Genomic DNA, 17,813 nt, shown 5'->3' on the forward strand with positions numbered 1-17,813 from the left:
CCCTTCTTGTGCGCACGCCACGTCGCGGTGACGTTGCAGCCCATCGCGTTAGTCGACAGGAAGAACACGTTGCCGTAGCCACCCGTCGCGAGGACGACGACGTCGGCGAGGTGGGTGTCGATGGCGCCGGTGACCATGTCACGCGTGATGATGCCGCGCGCACGACCGTCCTTGATGATCACCTCGAGCATCTCGTGGCGCTTGTACTCCTTGACGGTGCCCTTCGCGACCTGACGCTCCATGGCCTGGTAGGCGCCGATGAGCAGCTGCTGGCCCGTCTGACCCGCCGCGTAGAACGTACGCGCGACCTGCACGCCACCGAACGAACGGTTGTCGAGGTAGCCGCCGTACTCGCGCGCGAACGGAACACCCTGGGCGACGCACTGGTCGATGATGTTCGTGCTGACCTCGGCGAGGCGGTAGACGTTGGTCTCGCGGCTGCGGTAGTCGCCGCCCTTGACCGTGTCGTAGAAGAGGCGGTACGTGGAGTCACCGTCGTCGTTGTAGTTCTTCGCGGCGTTGATACCGCCCTGCGCGGCGATCGAGTGCGCGCGACGGGCCGAGTCCTGGTAGAAGAACGTCTTGACGTTGTACCCGGCCTCACCCATCGTCGCGGCGGCCGAGGCGCCGGCGAGACCGGTGCCGACGATGATGACCTCGAGCTTGCGACGGTTCGAGGGGTTGACGAGCTTGTCGTCGAACTTGTGCTGCGTCCACATCTGCGCGATGTCGACGTCGGGAGCCTTGGTGTCCTTGATCGGCGCGCCCTCGGTGAAGAAGGCGTGGGCGTCGTTGCGCCCGCCCTTCTCCTGGGTCGTGGTCGGCGTGTCGCCGGAGCCGCTTTGCGCCGTTTCCCCCATGGGAGTACTCATGGTGTCTTGTCTCCTGTCAGATGAGGTGGAAGAGGACGGCGAGCGGCGGGATGAGGAAGCCGACGACGACGACGGCGGCCGTCAGGTGCGCCACGAGCTTGGCCTTCTTGCGTGCCGCCGGGGAACCGGTCCACCCGAGGGTCTGCGCCGCGCTCCAGATGCCGTGCATGAGGTGCATGCCGAGGGCAATCATCGCCGCGATGTAGATGAGGGCGACCCACCACAGGCGGAAGCTGTCGTGGACGAGCCAGTACGGGTTGTTCGTGTCGTCACCGTTGAAGTTCACCTTGGGCAGGGTGAACTGGATGAGGTGGAAGATGACGAACAGGAGCAGGAACAGCCCGCCCCAACGCATCGCCTTGTTGGCGTGCCCACCGAAGCCGAGCTGCGTCTTCTTCACGGCATAGCGCTGCGTGCGCGCCGTGCCGGCGCGCTGCCAGAGCTTGACCGCCGAGTAGACGTGCGCAATCAGCGCGAGGACGAGGAGAACCTCGATGATGTCGAGAAGCCCACGATGCGGGAGCATGGGCTCGCCGATCGTGCGCAGGTGATGAGCGTACGTGTTGAACGTCTCTTCGCCCCACAGGAGCTTGAGGTTTCCGTACATATGCCCAAGAACGAAGAGCACAAAGAAGAGTCCTGAGCCCGCCATCAGCGTCTTCAGGAAGAGGGTGCTCCCAGCCTTGCCAGTCCGCTTCGCGGGGAGAGTATTCGTTGCCACGCAGGGCACTTTACGCCGTCCGGGCGACGCCTCGGAGGCCGGGTGTTCCCAATGTGCGCAAATCGTGACTTATCACACAGACCTTAGGGGAACCTAACCACCGGCTGCGAGATGCCTCACGCTCGAGGCGCGTTCAGGACACTCCGGCGCCCGAGCCGCGGCCCTGCAGCGTGAACGACTCGACGGGCGACCACACGCCGTCATCCTCCTGGAAGTAGAGGTGGAACTCGCTCACCGTGAACGCTGCCTCGTAGTGCTTGTTCACCTCGAACGCATGCGTCAAGGCGCCGTCGTCGACGTGGTGGGCGATCGTCACGTGAGGGTGGTAGCGGAACTCGAGGTCGCGGCCGATGGGTCCGCTGCGCACCGCCGATTCGAGCTGCTCGCACGAGTCGACGCCCTGCGCGAGCTGCACGAAGACGACCGGGGAGGTGGGCCGGAACGTGCCGGTGCCGCGCAGGATCATGTCGAAGGGGGCGAAGTCGCGCGCCACGTCGCGCAGGTGAGCGGTGAACTCGGGGATCAAGCCCTCCGCCACCTCCGTCGGCGGCATGAGCGTGACGTGCGGCGGCACCGCGTCAGCCTGCGGATCGCCCGCGGCGCGACGCATCTCGCGCAGCTGCGAGAAGTACGGCTCGGGGACGGCGATGCTGACGCCGACGGTGCGCACGATGCGTCCTGCTCAGCGCGTCGCCGGCACCAGGCCGACGGCGTCGTAGGCGCGGGCGAGCGTCGGCGCGGCGATCTCGCGCGCGCGGGCCGCACCGTCGGCGAGGATGCGATCGAGTTCGCCCCGATCGGCCATGAACTCGAGGTAGCGCTCGCGGAAGGGGCCCTGGACGGAGGCGACCACCTCGGCCACCTCCGTCTTGAGCGCGCCGTACCGGTTCTCGCCGGCGAAGCGTTCGACGAGGGTCTCGATCGACTCGCCGGAGATCGCCGCGTGGATGCGCAGCAGGTTCGCGATGCCCGGCTTGTTCTCGACGTCGAACGCGACGAGGTTGTCGAGGTCGGTGACGGCCGACTTGATCTTCTTCGTGTTCTTCTTCGTCTCGTCGAGCATGTTGATCGAGGCGTTCGCGTTCTCGTCCGACTTGCTCATCTTCTTCGTCGGATCCTGCAGCGACATCACCTTCGCAGTGCCCTCCGGGATGTACGGCTCGGGCACGACGAACGTCTCGCCGAAACGGGAGTTGAAGCGCTGCGCGAGGTTGCGGGTCAGCTCGAGGTGCTGACGCTGGTCCTCCCCCACCGGCACGTACTGCGCGTCATAGAGCAGGATGTCCGCGGCCATGAGGATCGGGTAGGTGAACAGCCCGACGCTCGTGTTGTCGTTGCCGCGTTTGCCGGCCTTGTCCTTGAACTGCGTCATGCGCCCCGCCTCGCCGAACCCGGTGATGCAGTTGAGGATCCAGGCCAGCTCGGCGTGCTCGCGCACATGGCTCTGCACGAAGACGGCCGAGCGCTGCGGATCGACACCACCGGCGAGGTATTGCGCCGCCGTCGCGTACGAACGTTCCCGCAGCTGCGCCGGGTCCGGATTCACCGTCAGCGCGTGCAGGTCGACGACGCAGAAGAAGGGGGTGAAACCTTCCTGCATCCTCACCCAGTTGATCTGCGCACCGAGATAGTTGCCGAGATGCAGCGAGTCGGATGTCGGCTGCATTCCGGACAGGATGTGCGGGCGGGTCTGGCCCGCCACGAGGGGTGAGGTGTTGTCGGACATGTGCCCCATTCTGACACCGCCGGCGCGTCCGCGCGCGTTCGGATCGTCGACGTACCCTCCACCGCGGCGGCTCGAGGGGTGACGCCGGCCGGCTGCGGCGCGGGCTCACGCCCGCCTGAGGGGCGGGCATCGACGCACAGGTTCGCACTTGCGTCTATGTTGGTTTCTGTTGAATCGACCGAACGCTCCGAGCCGCGGTCGAGCACGAGCGGGGCGCGCTGCGCCCCGGACCATCGGGAGGGTGGATGCTCGCACGACAGCGTCAGGAAGCGATCCTGCGCGGCATCGAGGACGACGGCGGGGTGCGCGTCAGCGACCTCGTCGAACGTCTCGGAGTCTCCGACATGACGATTCGTCGCGACATCGAGTTCCTCGCCGGCAAGGGGCTCGTCCTCAAGGTGCACGGTGGCGCGACGGCCGTCGGCGACCATCCGATCGACGAACCGGGTTTCTCGGTCAAGTCGACGATGAACCCCGTGCAGAAGTCCGAGATCGCACGCACGGCCGCCAGCCTCATCGGCCACGGCCAGACCATCGCCGTGAGCGCCGGCACGACCGCGTACGCGGTCGCCGTAGAGTTGCGGCCGGTCAAGCGACTCACCGTCGTGACCAACTCCCCCCGCGTCGCAGAACTGCTCTACGACCCGGTGCGTGAGGATCAGAACATCGTGCTGACCGGCGGCGTCCGCACGCCGTCCGATGCCCTCGCCGGACCGGTCGCGAACCGCATGCTGGCCGACGTCCACGTCGACACGCTCATCCTCGGGATCCACGGCATCGACCTCGACGCGGGCCTCACGACGCCGAACCTGCTCGAGGCCGAGACGAACCGTCTTCTCATCGCTGCCGCTCGCAAGGTCATCGTCGTCGCCGACCACACGAAGTGGGGCGTCGTCGGGCTGTCGACCATCGCTCCCCTCGAACGCGTCGACGTGCTCGTCACCGACGCTCAGCTCGACGTCGAGGCACGACGCCTCGTGAGCGACAAGGTCGGCCAGCTCATCGTGGCCAAGCGTGATGACACCCCAGGCGATCAGGCCGACGGGTGACCCCCACCCCCTCGAGCGCAAACGTGAGACACGCAACCGGGCCTTGAAGCACCCGCATTCAGACGGCCGTCCTAGACTGACCCCGACCCTTCTCACCAGTGATACGTCGCCACGGGGGCACAACGTGGGCGACGACAGGAGCACCCGTGACCATTCTGGACCTGGTTCGTATCATTCGGACGAACCTCAAACTGCTGCTGCTCAGCATGTTGCTCGGCATCGTCGTAGCCGCTGGCTACACCCTGACCAGGCCAGTCGAGTATCAGGCCACCTCGACGGCCCAGATCATGGCCGGCGCCTCCAATGATGCGAGTGCCGCCATGGTCAACCAGCAACTGGCCAACCAGCGTTCCGGTGCGTACGCCCAGCTGGCCTCAGGATCGGGTGTCGCCGACCGCGTCGTCGCCCTGTCCAAGGGGGCCCTCTCGCCTGGTGACTTCGTGCTCGCAGGCGCTGGATCTGAGGGCACCTCGAATCTGTCGCTGACCGCATCCTCGAGTTCAGCCGCCAAGGCGCAGCAAGCAGCCAACCTGGCACCCGCGGCTCTCTCGCAGGAGATCAAGCACATCGAGACCCTCAATGGCGCCAAGTCGACGGTGTACGACGCTTATCCCCTCTCACGAGCGGGCCTGCCGGCGTCGCAGACGTCACCCAAGTGGCCCGTCAACCTTCTCATCGGCGCCTTTCTGGGCCTGGTCGCGGGGACGGTCCTGGTCGTGCTGCGCAAGCAGCTCGACTCGCGCATTCGTCACACCAGCGACCTGGAGAAGGTCACCGGCGTGGGCACCCTGGGAGTCATTCCGAAGGCCAAGAACCTGCAGACCAAGAGTCGGGGAGGCCTGGGGGCGCTCGGCAGCACGTCTGAGGCCTTCCGAATGCTGCGGACGAATCTGCGGTATGTCTCGGCTGAGCAGCCACCCCGATCCCTCGTGATCACCTCGGCCGTCCAGAGCGAGGGAAAGTCCACGGTCGCGTCCAACCTGGCGCGCGTGCTGGCTGCCGCCGGCCAGCACGTCGTCCTCGTGGACACCGACCTCCGCCGCCCCGTGATCCACGAGACATTCGACGTGGACAACGCCGTGGGTCTCACGGAGGTGTTGACGGGCCAGGCCTCGCTACGTCAGGCGATCCAGCCCGGCGACCACAAGAACTTGTCGATCATCACGTCCGGACGCATCCCGCCGAACCCCTCAGAACTTCTGGGCTCGCGCCGGATGAGTGCCGTCATTGATGCCCTGGAGGAGGAGTACTTCGTGGTGCTCGACGCGCCACCACTGCTCCCGGTCACGGACGCCGGTCTGCTGTCGGTGGCGGCCAGCGGTGCGGCCGTCGTCTACCACCACGGCACCACGCACAAGGAGCAGATCGCTCTGTGCACCAAGATCCTGGATCAGGTGGGAGCCCACTACTTCGGCTCGATCCTGAACATGACCCCGCCGCGATCCATGGGTTCCACGGTCTACGGCTACGGCGCCGGCAACTACGCCACAGCCGGTTATGGATACGGCTACGGGTACGGATACGGACACACGGACGAGTCGGACGAGGCGTCCGCACTGACCCCGGCGCACGAGCTCGCCGACATCACTCTTCACGCACCCGAATCGACGCCCGCAGCGGGCCCCCAGGTGGACCGAGGCAACGCCGGGGTCCCTCTCGACACGACGAGGCACGACCCGATGCGGGGAGAGTCGTCGCAGGCGCCGAGCGCCTCTGCGAACGTTGAGCGCGCCCCCCGCCAGGCCACACCTGCGACGTCAGACTCCGACGGTGCGCCTCCGAGCCGCCGTGCTCGTCGGTTCCGCGCGAACGACGACGCCTGAGCCGGCTCAGCGCTCTTCGACCAGCTCCGTCAACCTCCGGATGAAGTTGTGCTCGCCGAACGCTTCGGCATGGGCACGAATGGCGTCCGGGTCCCACGGCTGGGAGCGCACGGCGTCCATTCCTCGGTTGATGTCGGCGGGAGCGGGCCGTTCGATGAACACGCCGTTGACTCCCTCTACGACGGTGTCGAGGTACCCCCCGGCGCGCAACGCGACGACGGGTTTGCCGAAGGCATTGCCCTCGAGAGGTGTGAGGCCGAAGTCCTCGTAGGACGCCGCGACGAGGGCTGCAGCATGGGCGTAGGCCCAGCGCAGCTCGTCGTCGCTGATGTCGGAGACGATCTCGACGTTGTCGGGGCGGCTCGCCCGCAGAGGCTCAGCCATCGGCCCTGCGCCTACCACGAGCAAGCGCTCGGAGCGCCCACGCATCGCTTCGATGACGGCGTCGACGTTCTTGTACGGCATGAGGCGTGACACCACGAGGAAGTACGGTGTCTGACCCCAGTGCGCAACGGCGGCGATGGGGGCTCGACGATCTGTCTCGTCCACGCCGAACGGCGGCGGGAGGACGGCGACGTCGTAGCCGTACGCTCGCTTGATCCGTGTGGCGATGACGTTGGCGTTGGCGACGTAGGCGTCCGCCGTGGCGGCAGCCTTCACGTCCCACGCCAGCAACGGTCGCTTGAGCACCTCGAGAGCCGCGCCCTTGACGCTGCGGCGGCCGCCCGCGCCGAGATACTCGTCTGCGGCGTAGAGCCATCGGGCGGGCGAGTGACAGTAGACGATCTTGTGGCCCGTCGTGGGAAATCCGTGAGCCCACCCGCTCGACGATGCCAGGACCACGTCGGCGTCGATCGTCATGCGGTTCGAGGCCCATGGGAGCAGGGGCAGGGCGAGCCGGTGGTATCGGCGCAGCACCCCGATTCGGTTGAGGGGGGAGACGACGATGTTCTTGTCGGCGAACTCCGGGAACGTGGTCGACGGGTTGTAGAGCGTCGTGTGGATCGGCGCGTCGGGGAACGCGCGGCTGATGGCCAGGACCACGCGTTCGGCCCCTCCGCGTTGCGTGAGGTAGTCATGTGCGATGGCGACGCGGGGGTGGCTCGCCTGGGTCGCCAACTGATGCGGCTGGGCGGGGCCCGGGCCGGCCGCGGACTCCTGGGGCACGGCATCGTTCGGTGGCGCGTCGGTCATCGTCAGGCTCCTCGGATCACGCGCGCAAGCGTGGCGGCGGGTTCTTCGTCGAGCGTGGGCCAGGGCGGGGTCGGTTCGCCGCCCCACTCGGCGAGGCCGTATCGGCGCCAGAAGTCGCGCACCCATGGGGGTGGATCGGTGGCCGAGACCCAGGCGGGCAGGCCCCGCATCGCGGCTTCGAGCGTGCCTGTCGAGAAGATGGAGACGACGGGCTGCGTGAGCTCGGTCAGGGCGGTGCTGGTCGACGCGAACTCGACGCCCCGCCGCCGCATGAAGGCGTGGAGGGCCCGCGAGACGGCGTCCTTCTCGTTCGGGTGCGGTCGGTAGAGCATCTCGCCCTGGGCGCACGCGTGGAGATAGGTCGTCAGCGTCTCACGCCGCGTCAGCTCCGTTCCGTGCAGCTGCCCGAGCATGACGGGTCGATCTGTCGTCATCCGTGGCCGACCTTCGTGGGAGGCTGCCCACAACATCTGAGATCCGACGACCTGGGCCGTGACGTCGGGGCGTCCGCGCGTCCAGTATTCGGCGTCACTGTCGCACCAGGCGAGCACATGCGCTCCGGCCTGTGCAGGTGGCGACCAGGGGGTGAGTAGACCGTGCTGGACGAGATGCACGGTGACGTCGCGTGCTTCCGCCCAGCGCACGGCACCCTTGCTCCAGTGGAGGTAGGCCCCGAGTGTGAGCACGGAGCCGATCGTGGCCGGCAGATCGGCGGGTCCGTCATAGGGCCGCGATTCCCACGCGCCGCCGAGGCCCTCGAGCGGATCGATGTCGAGGTCGCGTGGGGCGAGCACCGCCGTTCGAGCGAGATCCAGGTGGCGCAGCGGCTCGACGATCGCCACCCGGCAGCTCGGCGTCCCCTTGTCGATGACGACGAGGGTGGTGGCGGCGTTGCGCGGCAGCCACAGCCAGGCACGAGGCTCCGCCACCGGCCGGAACCGGCCCTTGGCGCGACGGACCGCCTCGACACCCCGCCGCCGGCGATCAGCCCACTGCTGCCATGCGGCCAGGTCGGGCATCAGACCCGGCACGGTCTTCGTCATCCTGCTCCCCCTCGTCGTCCGAACGGATCAGGGCCATTCTGGCGTACCTCACCCCCATGGCGTGCGTGGGCGATGCGAGAGGATGGCCACGTGAACGATTCGTCCGCACCTGACTCCCTGGCCACCCTGATCGCGGAACGCGACGTGCTGGTCCTGTCGCCGCACATGGACGATGCCATGCTCAGCGCCTCGTCGGTGGTGCTCGATCACCCGTGCGAGGTGTGGACGGTCTTCACGGGTGCGCCGCGCCCGCCACAGACGACGTCGTGGGACCTGAGTTGTGGGTTCTCGGACTCGGACGCGACTGTGCGTGCGCGCCGGATCGAGGATGACGCCGCATTCGCCGGCGTCACTGCGAGCAACCGGCGGCTCGGGTACCTCGAAGGCGCCTACGCCTCCCGCGAACAGCGTCGCCTGGAGCTCGTCGACATCGAGGGGGCCCTGCAGGCGTGGATGGATCAGCATCCGCACGGCCTCGTCGTCGCGCCGGTGTGCGCCGGCCGCCACATGCCGCCCGCCCCATGGACGAGCACGCTCGAACGTGGTCGCCGCCTGCTGAACGGGCTCAAGGGAAAGAGGCCCCTTGCCACAGCGTCGCATGAGGGCGTCCACGAGGACCTGGGCGACTCGACCGGCGTCAATCCCCCGCCCCGCGACGCGCAACCCGCCGCCGTCGCGGGCGCCTCCCATGCGGTCGCCCGCCTGGGCGCCGGCGGGAGGCGGATCCTGCGCAGCGGTGTGCAACGCGTCCTGCACGCGGAGTATCTCCACCGGCGGGCGAAGGCGATGGATGGCGGGCTGGCCGCCAACCCCGACCATGTCGTCCTGCGTGATCTCGCGCTCGACGTCGCAGTCCGCCATCCCGGGGTACGCATCGCGTTCTACGAGGACTTCCCCTATCTCTGGCATGCCCGTGGTGATGACGAGATGGCGCGGCTGCGACACGGCCGCGGCTTCGAGGCGGACCGGGTGGTGATGCCCGTCGACGTGTTCCGCAAGCACGAGCGCCTGGCGTGCTATGTCTCTCAGCTCCCCGTCCTCGACACAGACGGTCGCCTGCTGGACCCGAACGAGCTTCCGACCGAGGAGATCTACTGGCTCGTCGGCGCGTCCGACAGCCCGAGTCCTCGGTCCTGACCGACGGGACGGCCGACGATTCGGTACTCGACGAAACCGACGAACTGGCCGAGACGAAGCCCGGCGCGGCTCGCGAGCCCCCGGCGTCCGGACGCGGAGCGGTCGCGGATCGCGGTCGTGACGAGTGCTCCGGGCAACCGCAGGAGATCTCTCCACCACTCGGGGTCGTGCAGGTGAGGAGAGACCGACCACAGGTCGTGTCCTGCGCACAGCCGCATGTGCATCCGCCCCCCGTCGAAGGAGCGTCGGAAGGCCCCGGTGGCGTTGGCGCGGGGCCGCTCCGCCAAGGTCATGTCCGGCACCCGCAGGAGCGTGAAACCCTGGGCCAGAACACGCAGCCCGAGATCGTTGTCCTCCGCGCCCGGCACATACCCCTGGTCGAAGCCGCCGACCTCCATGAACGCCGCGCGTTCGACGGCGGAGGCTCCTCCCATGAAGACCGGGTAGGCGTCACGGACGACGTCCCGCGGTCCGGGCGTCGCGCTGAGGCGCGACAGCTCTTTCCATACGGCTGGGCGGCCCGAGATAAAGGATCTCCCATTCACGGTGTGCACTCCCCCGGTGACGAAGGGCGCCGCCTCCAGCGCACTCGCGGCGGCCTGGACGAATCGGGGCCCCGCGCAGTCGTCCGCATCACAGAAGATGATGCGGTCGGCGGCCGAGCGACTCACTCCGACGTTGCGGGCGTAGGCCACACCCTGGTGTTCGCTCGCGCGCACCACACGGATGTCGAGCACGTCCGACCAGCCGCTCACCACCGCATCGGGAGCTTCGGGCGAATTGTTGTCCACGACGAGCACCTCGAAGGCCGGCGCTCCTTCTTGATGGGCGAGGGCCTCGAGCTGAAGCCCCAGCGTGTCGTTCGCGTCGTAGCACGCGATCACCACACTGACCTGCGCCGTCATCAGACCCCACCCCACTCAGTACGCCCCGCCTCGGACGCCCTGCGGCGTCGGCCGTCGGTCCAGGATAGCCAGGCACGACGCGCGGGCTGTGCTCTCGCCTAGGCTGGGCTCATGGCGAACCCCACTCCGGCCATCATCCCCGCACGCGGCGGGTCGAAGGGCATCCCCCGCAAGAACCTGAAGCTGCTCGAGGGAAAACCTCTCATCGTGTGGTCGATCGAACAGGTGCTTGCGACCCGGGGGCTCACGCCGTATGTCTCGACCGAGGACGAGGAGATCGCCGATGTGGCCCGCGGCGCCGGCGCGCAGGTCATCGAACGCCCCGAGGAGCTGGCGGGCGACGCGACGGCGTCGGAACCGGTCATCGAGCATGCCATCGGGGTGATCACCGCCGAGGCGGGTCGACCGGATCAGGTGATGTTCCTGCAGGCCACCTCACCCCTGCGCCTGCCGGGCACGCTGTCTCGCTGTCTCGACGAGTTCGCCGTGACGGGTGCCGACTCGATGGTCGGGGTCGTGCCCGCCGAGATCTTCATGTGGCGGCGTGTGCCGCACGTCGAGGCGTTGTATCCCGTCGACGCGCGACCACGCCGCCAGGACCTGAGGCCAGAGCAGCTGCGCTATCGCGAGACGGGATCGCTCTACCTGACGCGCACGGAGATCTACGAGCGGCACCACAATCGTCTCGGCGGCTCGATCGAGTTGTTCGTCATGGATCCGCTCGAGGGCATCGACATCGACGCGGAGCACGACTTCACGCTGGCCGAGAGCCTCTGGCGACGGATGAGCTCGCGCGACACGTGACAGCGCGCAACGTTTGAGGGCGCGAACGGTGACGATCACCCCCGCGACGCCCGGCGGGCGAAGGCGGCACGGTTATGATGGGAGACATCGAGCTGGCCGCCACGGTCCGCCCAGATCCGCGCGGGGGTCCGCGGATCTTCTTGTCACGGCCCGCCACAGCGGCCGCGGTGCCGAACGAGCACAGGAGCTTCATGACGACGACCATCGCCCGGGAGATCGCTCCCTACGTGGTGTTCAGCGACGACACGATCCTCGCAGCGCTCAACAAGATCAGTGACAACAAGACCGGCATCGTCTTCTGCGTCGACGCACACGGCATCCTGCAGGGCGCACTGTCCGACGGCGATTTCCGCCGGTGGGTGACGGCGCACCCGAGCGCCGACCTGAACGCCACCGTCATGGCTGCGGCTCACACGTCGCCGGTGAAACTCGCGCACGGCACCGAGACGCAGACGATCTCGCAGGCGTTCCGCGACGGCGTGCGCGTCATCCCACTCGTCGACGAGCACGGCCACGTGCGTGCGGTTGCGCGCAACGCGCTCGGCAGCGAGATCCGCATTGGGCGCCACGCGATCGGTGAGGGCAACCGCTGCCTCGTCATCGCCGAGATCGGCAACAACCACCAGGGGGACATGGAGCTCGCGAAGCAGCTCGTCGACCTCGCCAAGAAGTCCGGTGCGGACGCCGTCAAGTTCCAGCTGCGCGATCTGACGGGCCTGTACCGTCAGGGCGACTTCGCCTCCAGCGCCGGCGAGGATCTCGGCGCGCAGTACACGATGAACCTGCTCGCCAAGTACTCCTTCACGAACGAGCAGATGATCGAGATCCTCGACTACTGCAAGAGCGTCGACATCGACGCGTTCTGCACGCCGTGGGACGAAGCGTCGCTCAGGGTCCTCGCCGACTACGGGGTGCCCGCGCTCAAGATCGCGAGCGCCGACATGACGAACCACGACCTCCTGCGCGCCTGCGCGGCCGAGCACCTGCCGATGCTCGTCTCGACGGGCATGTCGACGGAGGACGAGATCGTCGCGAGTGTCGAGGTGATGCGGCAGGCGGGCGCCGAGTTCGTGCTGCTGCAGGTGCAGTCGACGTATCCGGCGCCGTTCAAGGACATCAATCTTCGGTACATGGATCGGCTCGCCGAGATCGGTCAGTGCCCGGTCGGCTACTCGGGGCACGAACGCGGCCATCACGTGCCGATCGCCGCGGTGGCGCGTGGGGCGCACGTCGTCGAGAAGCACTTCACGATCGACAAGACCCTCGAGGGCAACGACCACCAGGTCTCGCTGCTGCCCGAGGAGTTCGCCGAGATGGTGACGAAGATCCGCGAGGTCGAGTCGGCGCTCGGCAACGGCGAGTCGCGCGCCGTCTCCACCGGCGAGTTGATGAACCGCGCCAACCTCGCGAAATCGCTCGTCGCGACGCGTGACATCGCGGTCGGCGAGAAGCTGACGCGCGCGGACGTGGCGATCAAGTCGCCGGGCCGGGGGCTGCAGCCGAACCGGCTCGGGGCGCTCGTCGGGCGCACGATGCGTCGCACCATCGAGTCGGGCGATTTCTTCTACGCCACCGACCTGACGGACGCCGTGGCGCACGGGCGCGCGTACGAGTTCAACCGCCCGTGGGGTCTGCCGGTGCGCTACCACGACGCGCGCAAGCTGCTCGGCGCCGGCGAGACGCTGACCAACCCCGACTTCCTCGAGTTCCACCTGTCCTACAAGGACGTGGAGATGTCGATGGAGCAGATCGACGCAGCGTTCGGCAGCAAGAAGTTCGACGGCATGTTCCACACCGTCCACTGCCCCGACCTGTACGCCGGTGACTTCATCATCAACCTCGCGAGCGACGACGAGGCGACGTGGGAGCGTTCGATCCACGAGGTGCAGAAGGTCGTCGAGATCACGCGCGATCTCGGTCGCTGGTTCGACGGCAACGGCGAACCCCCGATCGTCATCTGCACGATGGGCGGCTTCACGATGGACGCCTTCGACACGCCCGCACAGCGCACCGTCAAGTACGAGCGCATCGCAAAGGCTCTCGAACGCGTCGACGACACCGACGTGCGCCTGACCGCGCAGACCCTGCCGCCGTACCCGTGGCTCATGGGCGGCCAGCAGCACCACAACCTGTTCATGGACGTCGACGACACGGTGTGGTTCTGCGAGCAGTTCGGCCGCCGCCTGACGTTCGACCTGTCGCACTCGAAGCTCGCGGCGAACTTCACGAAGAAGCCGTTCAGCGAGTACGTCGAGAAGCTCGCGCCGCTCAGCGATCACCTGCACGTCGTCGACGCCGAGGGTGTCGACGGCGAGGGCCCGCAGATCGGCGACGGCGAGATCGACTGGCCCGCCACGGCAGCGCAGTTGGACCGTCTCGCCCCCGGCGTCCCGTTCATCCCGGAGATCTGGCAGGGCCACGTCAACAATGGCGAGGGCTTCTGGACCGCCCTGGATCGGTTGGAGGCCTGGCTGTGAACACCCCTGCCCCCGTCGCCCTGTGGGTCTCCCCCGTCTCCAATCTTGCAGGCGTGGCGCGACACATCCTGGATGTCGCGCGCCACGGTCTGCCCGGATGGCGACTCGTCGTCGCGGCACCCGAAGGCCCCCTGCTGGATGAGCTCCGTGGCCTCGACATCCCCGTTCACACCCTCGATGTCGACCAACCCGTCCACAGGGCTGTGGCGGATCTGCGCGGAATCATCAAGCGGTTGGACCCGCACATCGTGCACTCGCACCTCGCGAAAGCGGACTTCCTCGCCACGATGGCGGCTGTCGGTCTTCCTGTCACCCTCGTCTCCACCGAACATCACATCCCCGAGGACCCGAGAGTCTTCCACTCGAGCAAGGCGAAGGCGTGGTCGCGGCAGTCCGCGCACCACGCCCGGACGCGTCGCGTCGCGCGGCTCATCGCCGTCAGTGAGTCCACGAAGCGCGACATGGAGAGGTACTGGCGTCCGGGCGCGCCGATCACCGTCATCAAGAACGGTGTGGATCGGACGACGGCGCCTCCTCGCTCCCCCGGGTTGCGGTTGCTCTCCCTGGCCCGACTCGATGCTGAGAAGAACATCGATGCAACGCTGCGCATCTTCCGTCAGGTGCGCGCCCAGCAGCCAGGGGCCACGCTGACGATCGCGGGCACGGGCCCTGAGGCCGATCGGCTACGTGCCGTGGCGCGTGAGCTCGGAGTCGACGACGCCGCCAATTTCGCTGGGTTCGTCGATGCTCGCGAAGCGCTCGCGTCGCACGACGTTCTCGTCCAGCCGTCGAGGGCCGACAATCTCTCGTACACCCTGCTTGACGCGGTGAACTCCGGTCTCGGTGTGGTGGCCAGCGACATCGGGGGCAACCCAGAGATCCTGCCACCTCGATGCCTCGCACCCTTGAGCGACGAGTCGGCCATGGCGGATGCTGTGATCGAGCAGGGTCTCGACGTGTCGAAGCGCCCGCACCTACCCGATGACATCCCGACCGTGAGCGAGATGGTCGACGCCGTCCTCGACGTGTATGCAGAACTAGGACTCGCCCCCGCTGATCTCGGCCGTGAGCTGGCCACGCCGGTGCGCGCTGCCAAGCCGGCGGTGAGCGTCGTCACCGCGTACTACAAGAATCACGCCACGCTCGGCGAGCAGCTCGACGCCCTCGTCGCGCAGGTGGACGCGCCGCCCTTCGAGGTCGTCGTCGCCGACAACGAAGGCTCTGCGAGGCTGGCGCGCATCGTGGAACGCTACCGCGGAGCGCTCGACATCCGCGTGGTGCCGGCCAATGACGTTCAGGGCCAGTGCCACGCTCGGAACGTCGGAGTGACAGCGGCCCGCGCGGAAGTCATCGCGATGTCCGATGCGGACGACGTCGTGGGCGAGCGGTGGGTGGCGACGCTGCATCGGGTGGTGTCTCAGACCGACGTCCTCGCCACCGGCATGATGCGTCTCGACGTCATCAATTCGGAGTTCGTCTGCCGCGCCAAGGCGGTCGCCGATGGACTCGACCAGGTGCCGCACCCGTACGAGCAAGGGCCGTTCTCCTATCTGGGCTACGAGGTGTTCGTCTTCGGCTCCAACATCGGAATCCGCCGGAGCACGTACCTGGAGGTTGGTGGCATGAACGAGGCCATGCTGGGCGGCAGCGAAGACGTCGATTTCTCCTGGCGGCTGTTGGAGTCGGGCCGCACGATCGTCGTGGACCCCGGTGCCACGGTTCACTACCGGCTTCGCGCCGGCACCTATGACGCGATGACGCAGGGGTATCGCTACAGCCGCGCCCAACTGGGTCTGTGGCGCCGCAGTCAGCTGCTGGGCCGCCCGGTACGCGGTATGTCGTTCCGTTGGGCTGTCACGGAGACGGCGAAGCTTCCGTTGTCCTGGGCCAAGGCGCGTGGACTCAGTGCCGAAGAGCGCTTCGCTCTTGCGGGCCGCACAGGGTGGATCACCGGCAATCTGGCCGGGCAGATCGCTGTTCGCGGTCCGTGGTACCGGCCGCCGGAGGAACCATGCCCCATCTGAATCTCTGCGCCAACCAAGGATCAGTCGGCGGTGGGGAGGTCATGCTTTTCGCGATCGCCCAGGCGGCCCGAAGCCTGGGTCACGAGGCCACGGTCATCGCGCCAGAGCAGCCTGGTGAGGTCGCCCGTGAGGCCGCTGCTCTGGGATTCAGCACCGTAGCCCTCCCCGGGGACTCGACAGCCGGGTACCTGCGTCATCTCCGACGGTGGGATGCCCGTGAGCGCAATGGCATCCTGTGGTGCAACGGGCTGCGGCCCGCCGTGGCCACGGCCGGTCACAGACGCCGCATCGTCCATCTTCACCAGGAGCCCCACGGAGTCCAACACATCCTGATGTCGATCGCCCGAACCGGGTCCATGGCGACTCTGGTCCCCTCGGAGTTCATGGCCCGAAGGATTCCTCGCACCCGGGTGTTGGAGAATTGGGTGGAGGAACCGTCCGGCACCAAGGACGGTTCAATCCAACGAGATCCGCAGTCCCCGGTCATCGGTTACCTCGGGCGCCTCTCGAGCGACAAAGGCGTGCCGATCCTCTGCGAGGCAGTCGCGACGCTTCGCGAGCGAGATCTCAACCCGACGCTCCTGCTGGCGGGCGAATCGCGGTTCGTGAGTGAAGCCGACGCGACACGCGTCGACGCGGCCATCGCCACGCTGGGCGCGACGGCCGTCCGAAAGGGGTGGATGGACCGCGCCGAGTTCTTCGACTCTGTTGATCTGGCCGTCTTCCCCTCGGTCTGGGACGAGCCCTTCGGGCTCGTTGCGGCCGAAGCCATGGCCGCGCGCTGCCCGTTCGTCGTGAGCGATGCCGGGGCGCTGCCGGAGGTTGCGGGGCCGGGCTATCCGTTTGTCGCAGCCCGCGGCGATGCCGCCTCCCTCGCCGCCGTCATCGAAGACGCTCTGAGCGAACCCGCTGCGGATGTCGTGAATCACTCATACAGGCGATGGGCAGGCCACTATTCCCCTTGGACGGGCGCCTACCGGCTCAAGTCTCTGCTCGACGACCTCATCAAGGACACCCCAACCTCATGAAAGCAACTCTCGTCATTCCGTCGCGCGGAGGCGCAAGGCGCCTGCCCGTACTCCTCGAGGCCCTCAGCAAGCAGAGTTACGCCGATTGGGAGGCTGTCGTTGTTATCGACGGGGATATCGACGATTCGGCCTCTGTCGTGGCGCAGTACCATTACTTACCGGTGCGGACCATCGTCTTCCCGAAAAACCGGGGGCGAGTTGCTGCCCTCAACGCCGGCTTCGACGCATCCCTCGGGGACGTGCTCATTCGTTGTGACGATGACCTCGAACCGGCGCCAGACTTTGTCGAGAAGCATATTGCGGCGCACCAAGGCGAGCCATGCGGGGTGGTGGGCTTGTACAAGAATATTCTAGACGACACCCCCTATGCAGAAGTGTATGGTCATGATGCCGACGAGCGATTTCGTCGTGAAGCCTACGCCACCCCGGCCGAACAGCGTTGGCGCTATTGGGCGGGAAACTGCTCCATGACACGCCACACATGGCGCGAAGTCGGGCCGTACGATCCACGCTTCCGCGCCTACGGATGGGAAGACGTTGACTACGGATTCCGCATCGTAGAAGCCGGATACCCGGTTGTCCTCGAGCCTTCACTCGAAACAGCGCACTACGCGGCTGCTGTCTCGACAAGCTCTCGCGCGCGCCGCGCCTTCCTATCGGGACAAGCTCGCTTCCTCTTTGACTCAATTCACTCAGGCGAGGTTCCCCACTCTGGCCCACCGCGCCCGAAGAACACGTCTCCTTGGAACATCGCAACGAACCTGGTCGCACTATGCACGACCTACTCAAGCGCCAGATCCACGGGCCATGCCATTGATTTCGTTCTGCCTAGGCTGCCATCCCAGGTGGGGTCGAAACTAGTCGCACTACTCGTAGAGGCGTCAGCTGTAGCAGGCTACTCCCGCCCGCACGGGGCGAAGAATGACGTATAACTCCGTCTCACACATTTGCTTCGTCGTCCCCCGCCATCCCGAGGTCAGCGGGGGGTCGACCTTCGTGCGCAATCTCGC

General features: G+C 67.2%; 15 protein-coding genes and 1 pseudogene. 9 read left to right on the forward strand and 7 right to left on the reverse strand.

Going from position 1 to position 17,813, the window contains the following annotated elements; all coding sequences use genetic code 11:
- The 4 genes from B2284_RS13850 to trpS form a co-directional block, all read right to left on the reverse strand.
- Positions 1–719: FAD-binding protein (locus tag B2284_RS13850; protein WP_286697667.1), on the reverse strand; the 719-nt coding region annotated here is incomplete at its 3' end.
- A gap of 169 nt (positions 720–888) precedes the next feature.
- Entirely contained in the window at positions 889–1,602 is a 714-nt protein-coding gene (locus B2284_RS13855; protein ID WP_311200764.1) for a succinate dehydrogenase cytochrome b subunit, read from the reverse strand.
- Between the two features lie 124 nt (positions 1,603–1,726).
- Positions 1,727–2,263, reverse strand: coding sequence for a 2'-5' RNA ligase family protein (locus tag B2284_RS13860; RefSeq protein WP_259878002.1), 537 nt, complete (start codon positions 2,261–2,263; stop codon positions 1,727–1,729).
- Between the two features lie 12 nt (positions 2,264–2,275).
- Positions 2,276–3,319 (reverse strand): tryptophan--tRNA ligase, encoded by a 1,044-nt coding sequence (gene trpS / locus B2284_RS13865; protein WP_286697651.1) that lies wholly within the window; start codon positions 3,317–3,319, stop codon positions 2,276–2,278.
- Between the two features lie 245 nt (positions 3,320–3,564).
- Between trpS and B2284_RS13870 the strand changes: the two genes are divergently transcribed.
- Positions 3,565–4,368, forward strand: a complete 804-nt coding sequence (locus tag B2284_RS13870; protein ID WP_286697652.1) for a DeoR/GlpR family DNA-binding transcription regulator — start codon at positions 3,565–3,567, stop codon at positions 4,366–4,368.
- Positions 4,369–4,514: 146 nt separating this feature from the next.
- Positions 4,515–6,191, forward strand: coding sequence for a tyrosine-protein kinase domain-containing protein (locus B2284_RS13875; protein ID WP_006944462.1), 1,677 nt, complete (start codon positions 4,515–4,517; stop codon positions 6,189–6,191).
- Between the two features lie 6 nt (positions 6,192–6,197).
- Here B2284_RS13875 and B2284_RS13880 read toward each other — a convergent pair whose 3' ends face one another.
- Both B2284_RS13880 and B2284_RS13885 read right to left on the reverse strand, forming a co-directional pair.
- Entirely contained in the window at positions 6,198–7,385 is a 1,188-nt protein-coding gene (locus tag B2284_RS13880; RefSeq protein WP_286697653.1) for a glycosyltransferase, read from the reverse strand.
- 2 nt (positions 7,386–7,387) lie between these two features.
- Entirely contained in the window at positions 7,388–8,428 is a 1,041-nt protein-coding gene (locus B2284_RS13885; protein ID WP_286697654.1) for a hypothetical protein, read from the reverse strand.
- A gap of 90 nt (positions 8,429–8,518) precedes the next feature.
- Between B2284_RS13885 and B2284_RS13890 the strand changes: the two genes are divergently transcribed.
- The gene (locus tag B2284_RS13890) at positions 8,519–9,565 is read left to right on the forward strand and encodes a hypothetical protein (protein ID WP_286697655.1); all 1,047 of its coding nucleotides are present in this window, start codon (positions 8,519–8,521) and stop codon (positions 9,563–9,565) included.
- On the opposite strand, the gene B2284_RS13895 is transcribed toward B2284_RS13890, so the two are convergent.
- Positions 9,520–10,470: a glycosyltransferase family 2 protein gene (locus B2284_RS13895; protein WP_286697656.1), complete on the reverse strand. Its 951-nt coding sequence runs from the start codon at positions 10,468–10,470 to the stop codon at positions 9,520–9,522. The two genes, B2284_RS13890 and B2284_RS13895, sit on opposite strands and share 46 nt — an antisense overlap.
- A gap of 111 nt (positions 10,471–10,581) precedes the next feature.
- On the opposite strand from B2284_RS13895, the gene B2284_RS13900 reads away from it, so the two are divergent.
- The 6 genes and pseudogenes from B2284_RS13900 (at position 10,582) to B2284_RS13920 (ending at position 17,735) form a co-directional block, all read left to right on the forward strand.
- Complete coding sequence (locus B2284_RS13900; protein WP_286697657.1) at positions 10,582–11,274, forward strand: acylneuraminate cytidylyltransferase family protein; 693 nt, start codon at positions 10,582–10,584, stop codon at positions 11,272–11,274.
- Between the two features lie 191 nt (positions 11,275–11,465).
- Positions 11,466–13,751, forward strand: coding sequence for an N-acetylneuraminate synthase family protein (locus B2284_RS13905; RefSeq protein WP_286697658.1), 2,286 nt, complete (start codon positions 11,466–11,468; stop codon positions 13,749–13,751).
- Positions 13,752–13,804: 53 nt separating this feature from the next.
- A pseudogene (locus B2284_RS14540) lies at positions 13,805–14,260 on the forward strand (glycosyltransferase family 4 protein); the annotation flags it as partial.
- A gap of 45 nt (positions 14,261–14,305) precedes the next feature.
- Positions 14,306–15,775: a glycosyltransferase gene (locus B2284_RS13910; protein WP_286697659.1), complete on the forward strand. Its 1,470-nt coding sequence runs from the start codon at positions 14,306–14,308 to the stop codon at positions 15,773–15,775.
- Entirely contained in the window at positions 15,763–16,803 is a 1,041-nt protein-coding gene (locus B2284_RS13915; RefSeq protein WP_349676103.1) for a glycosyltransferase family 4 protein, read from the forward strand. The genes B2284_RS13910 and B2284_RS13915 overlap by 13 nt, the downstream gene beginning before the upstream one ends.
- Positions 16,800–17,735, forward strand: coding sequence for a glycosyltransferase family 2 protein (locus B2284_RS13920; protein ID WP_081873710.1), 936 nt, complete (start codon positions 16,800–16,802; stop codon positions 17,733–17,735). The genes B2284_RS13915 and B2284_RS13920 overlap by 4 nt, the downstream gene beginning before the upstream one ends.
- Positions 17,736–17,813: the final 78 nt, after the last annotated feature.

Source organism: Dermacoccus sp. UBA1591 (assembly GCF_002322065.1).
Taxonomy (GTDB): Bacteria; Actinomycetota; Actinomycetes; order Actinomycetales; family Dermatophilaceae; genus Dermacoccus; species Dermacoccus nishinomiyaensis.

Bases quoted from the DNA above. Each gene is read 5' to 3' on its own strand.
- B2284_RS13915 (WP_349676103.1), top strand. From the start codon at position 15,763: ATGCCCCATCTGAATCTCTGCGCCAACCAAGGATCAGTCGGCGGTGGG.
- trpS (WP_286697651.1), bottom strand. From the start codon at position 3,319: ATGTCCGACAACACCTCACCCCTCGTGGCGGGCCAGACCCGCCCGCAC.
- B2284_RS13900 (WP_286697657.1), top strand. From the start codon at position 10,582: ATGGCGAACCCCACTCCGGCCATCATCCCCGCACGCGGCGGGTCGAAG.
- B2284_RS13870 (WP_286697652.1), top strand. From the start codon at position 3,565: ATGCTCGCACGACAGCGTCAGGAAGCGATCCTGCGCGGCATCGAGGAC.
- B2284_RS13905 (WP_286697658.1), top strand. From the start codon at position 11,466: ATGACGACGACCATCGCCCGGGAGATCGCTCCCTACGTGGTGTTCAGC.
- B2284_RS13920 (WP_081873710.1), top strand. From the start codon at position 16,800: ATGAAAGCAACTCTCGTCATTCCGTCGCGCGGAGGCGCAAGGCGCCTG.
- B2284_RS13885 (WP_286697654.1), bottom strand. From the start codon at position 8,428: ATGACGAAGACCGTGCCGGGTCTGATGCCCGACCTGGCCGCATGGCAG.
- B2284_RS13895 (WP_286697656.1), bottom strand. From the start codon at position 10,470: ATGACGGCGCAGGTCAGTGTGGTGATCGCGTGCTACGACGCGAACGAC.
- B2284_RS13880 (WP_286697653.1), bottom strand. From the start codon at position 7,385: ATGACCGACGCGCCACCGAACGATGCCGTGCCCCAGGAGTCCGCGGCC.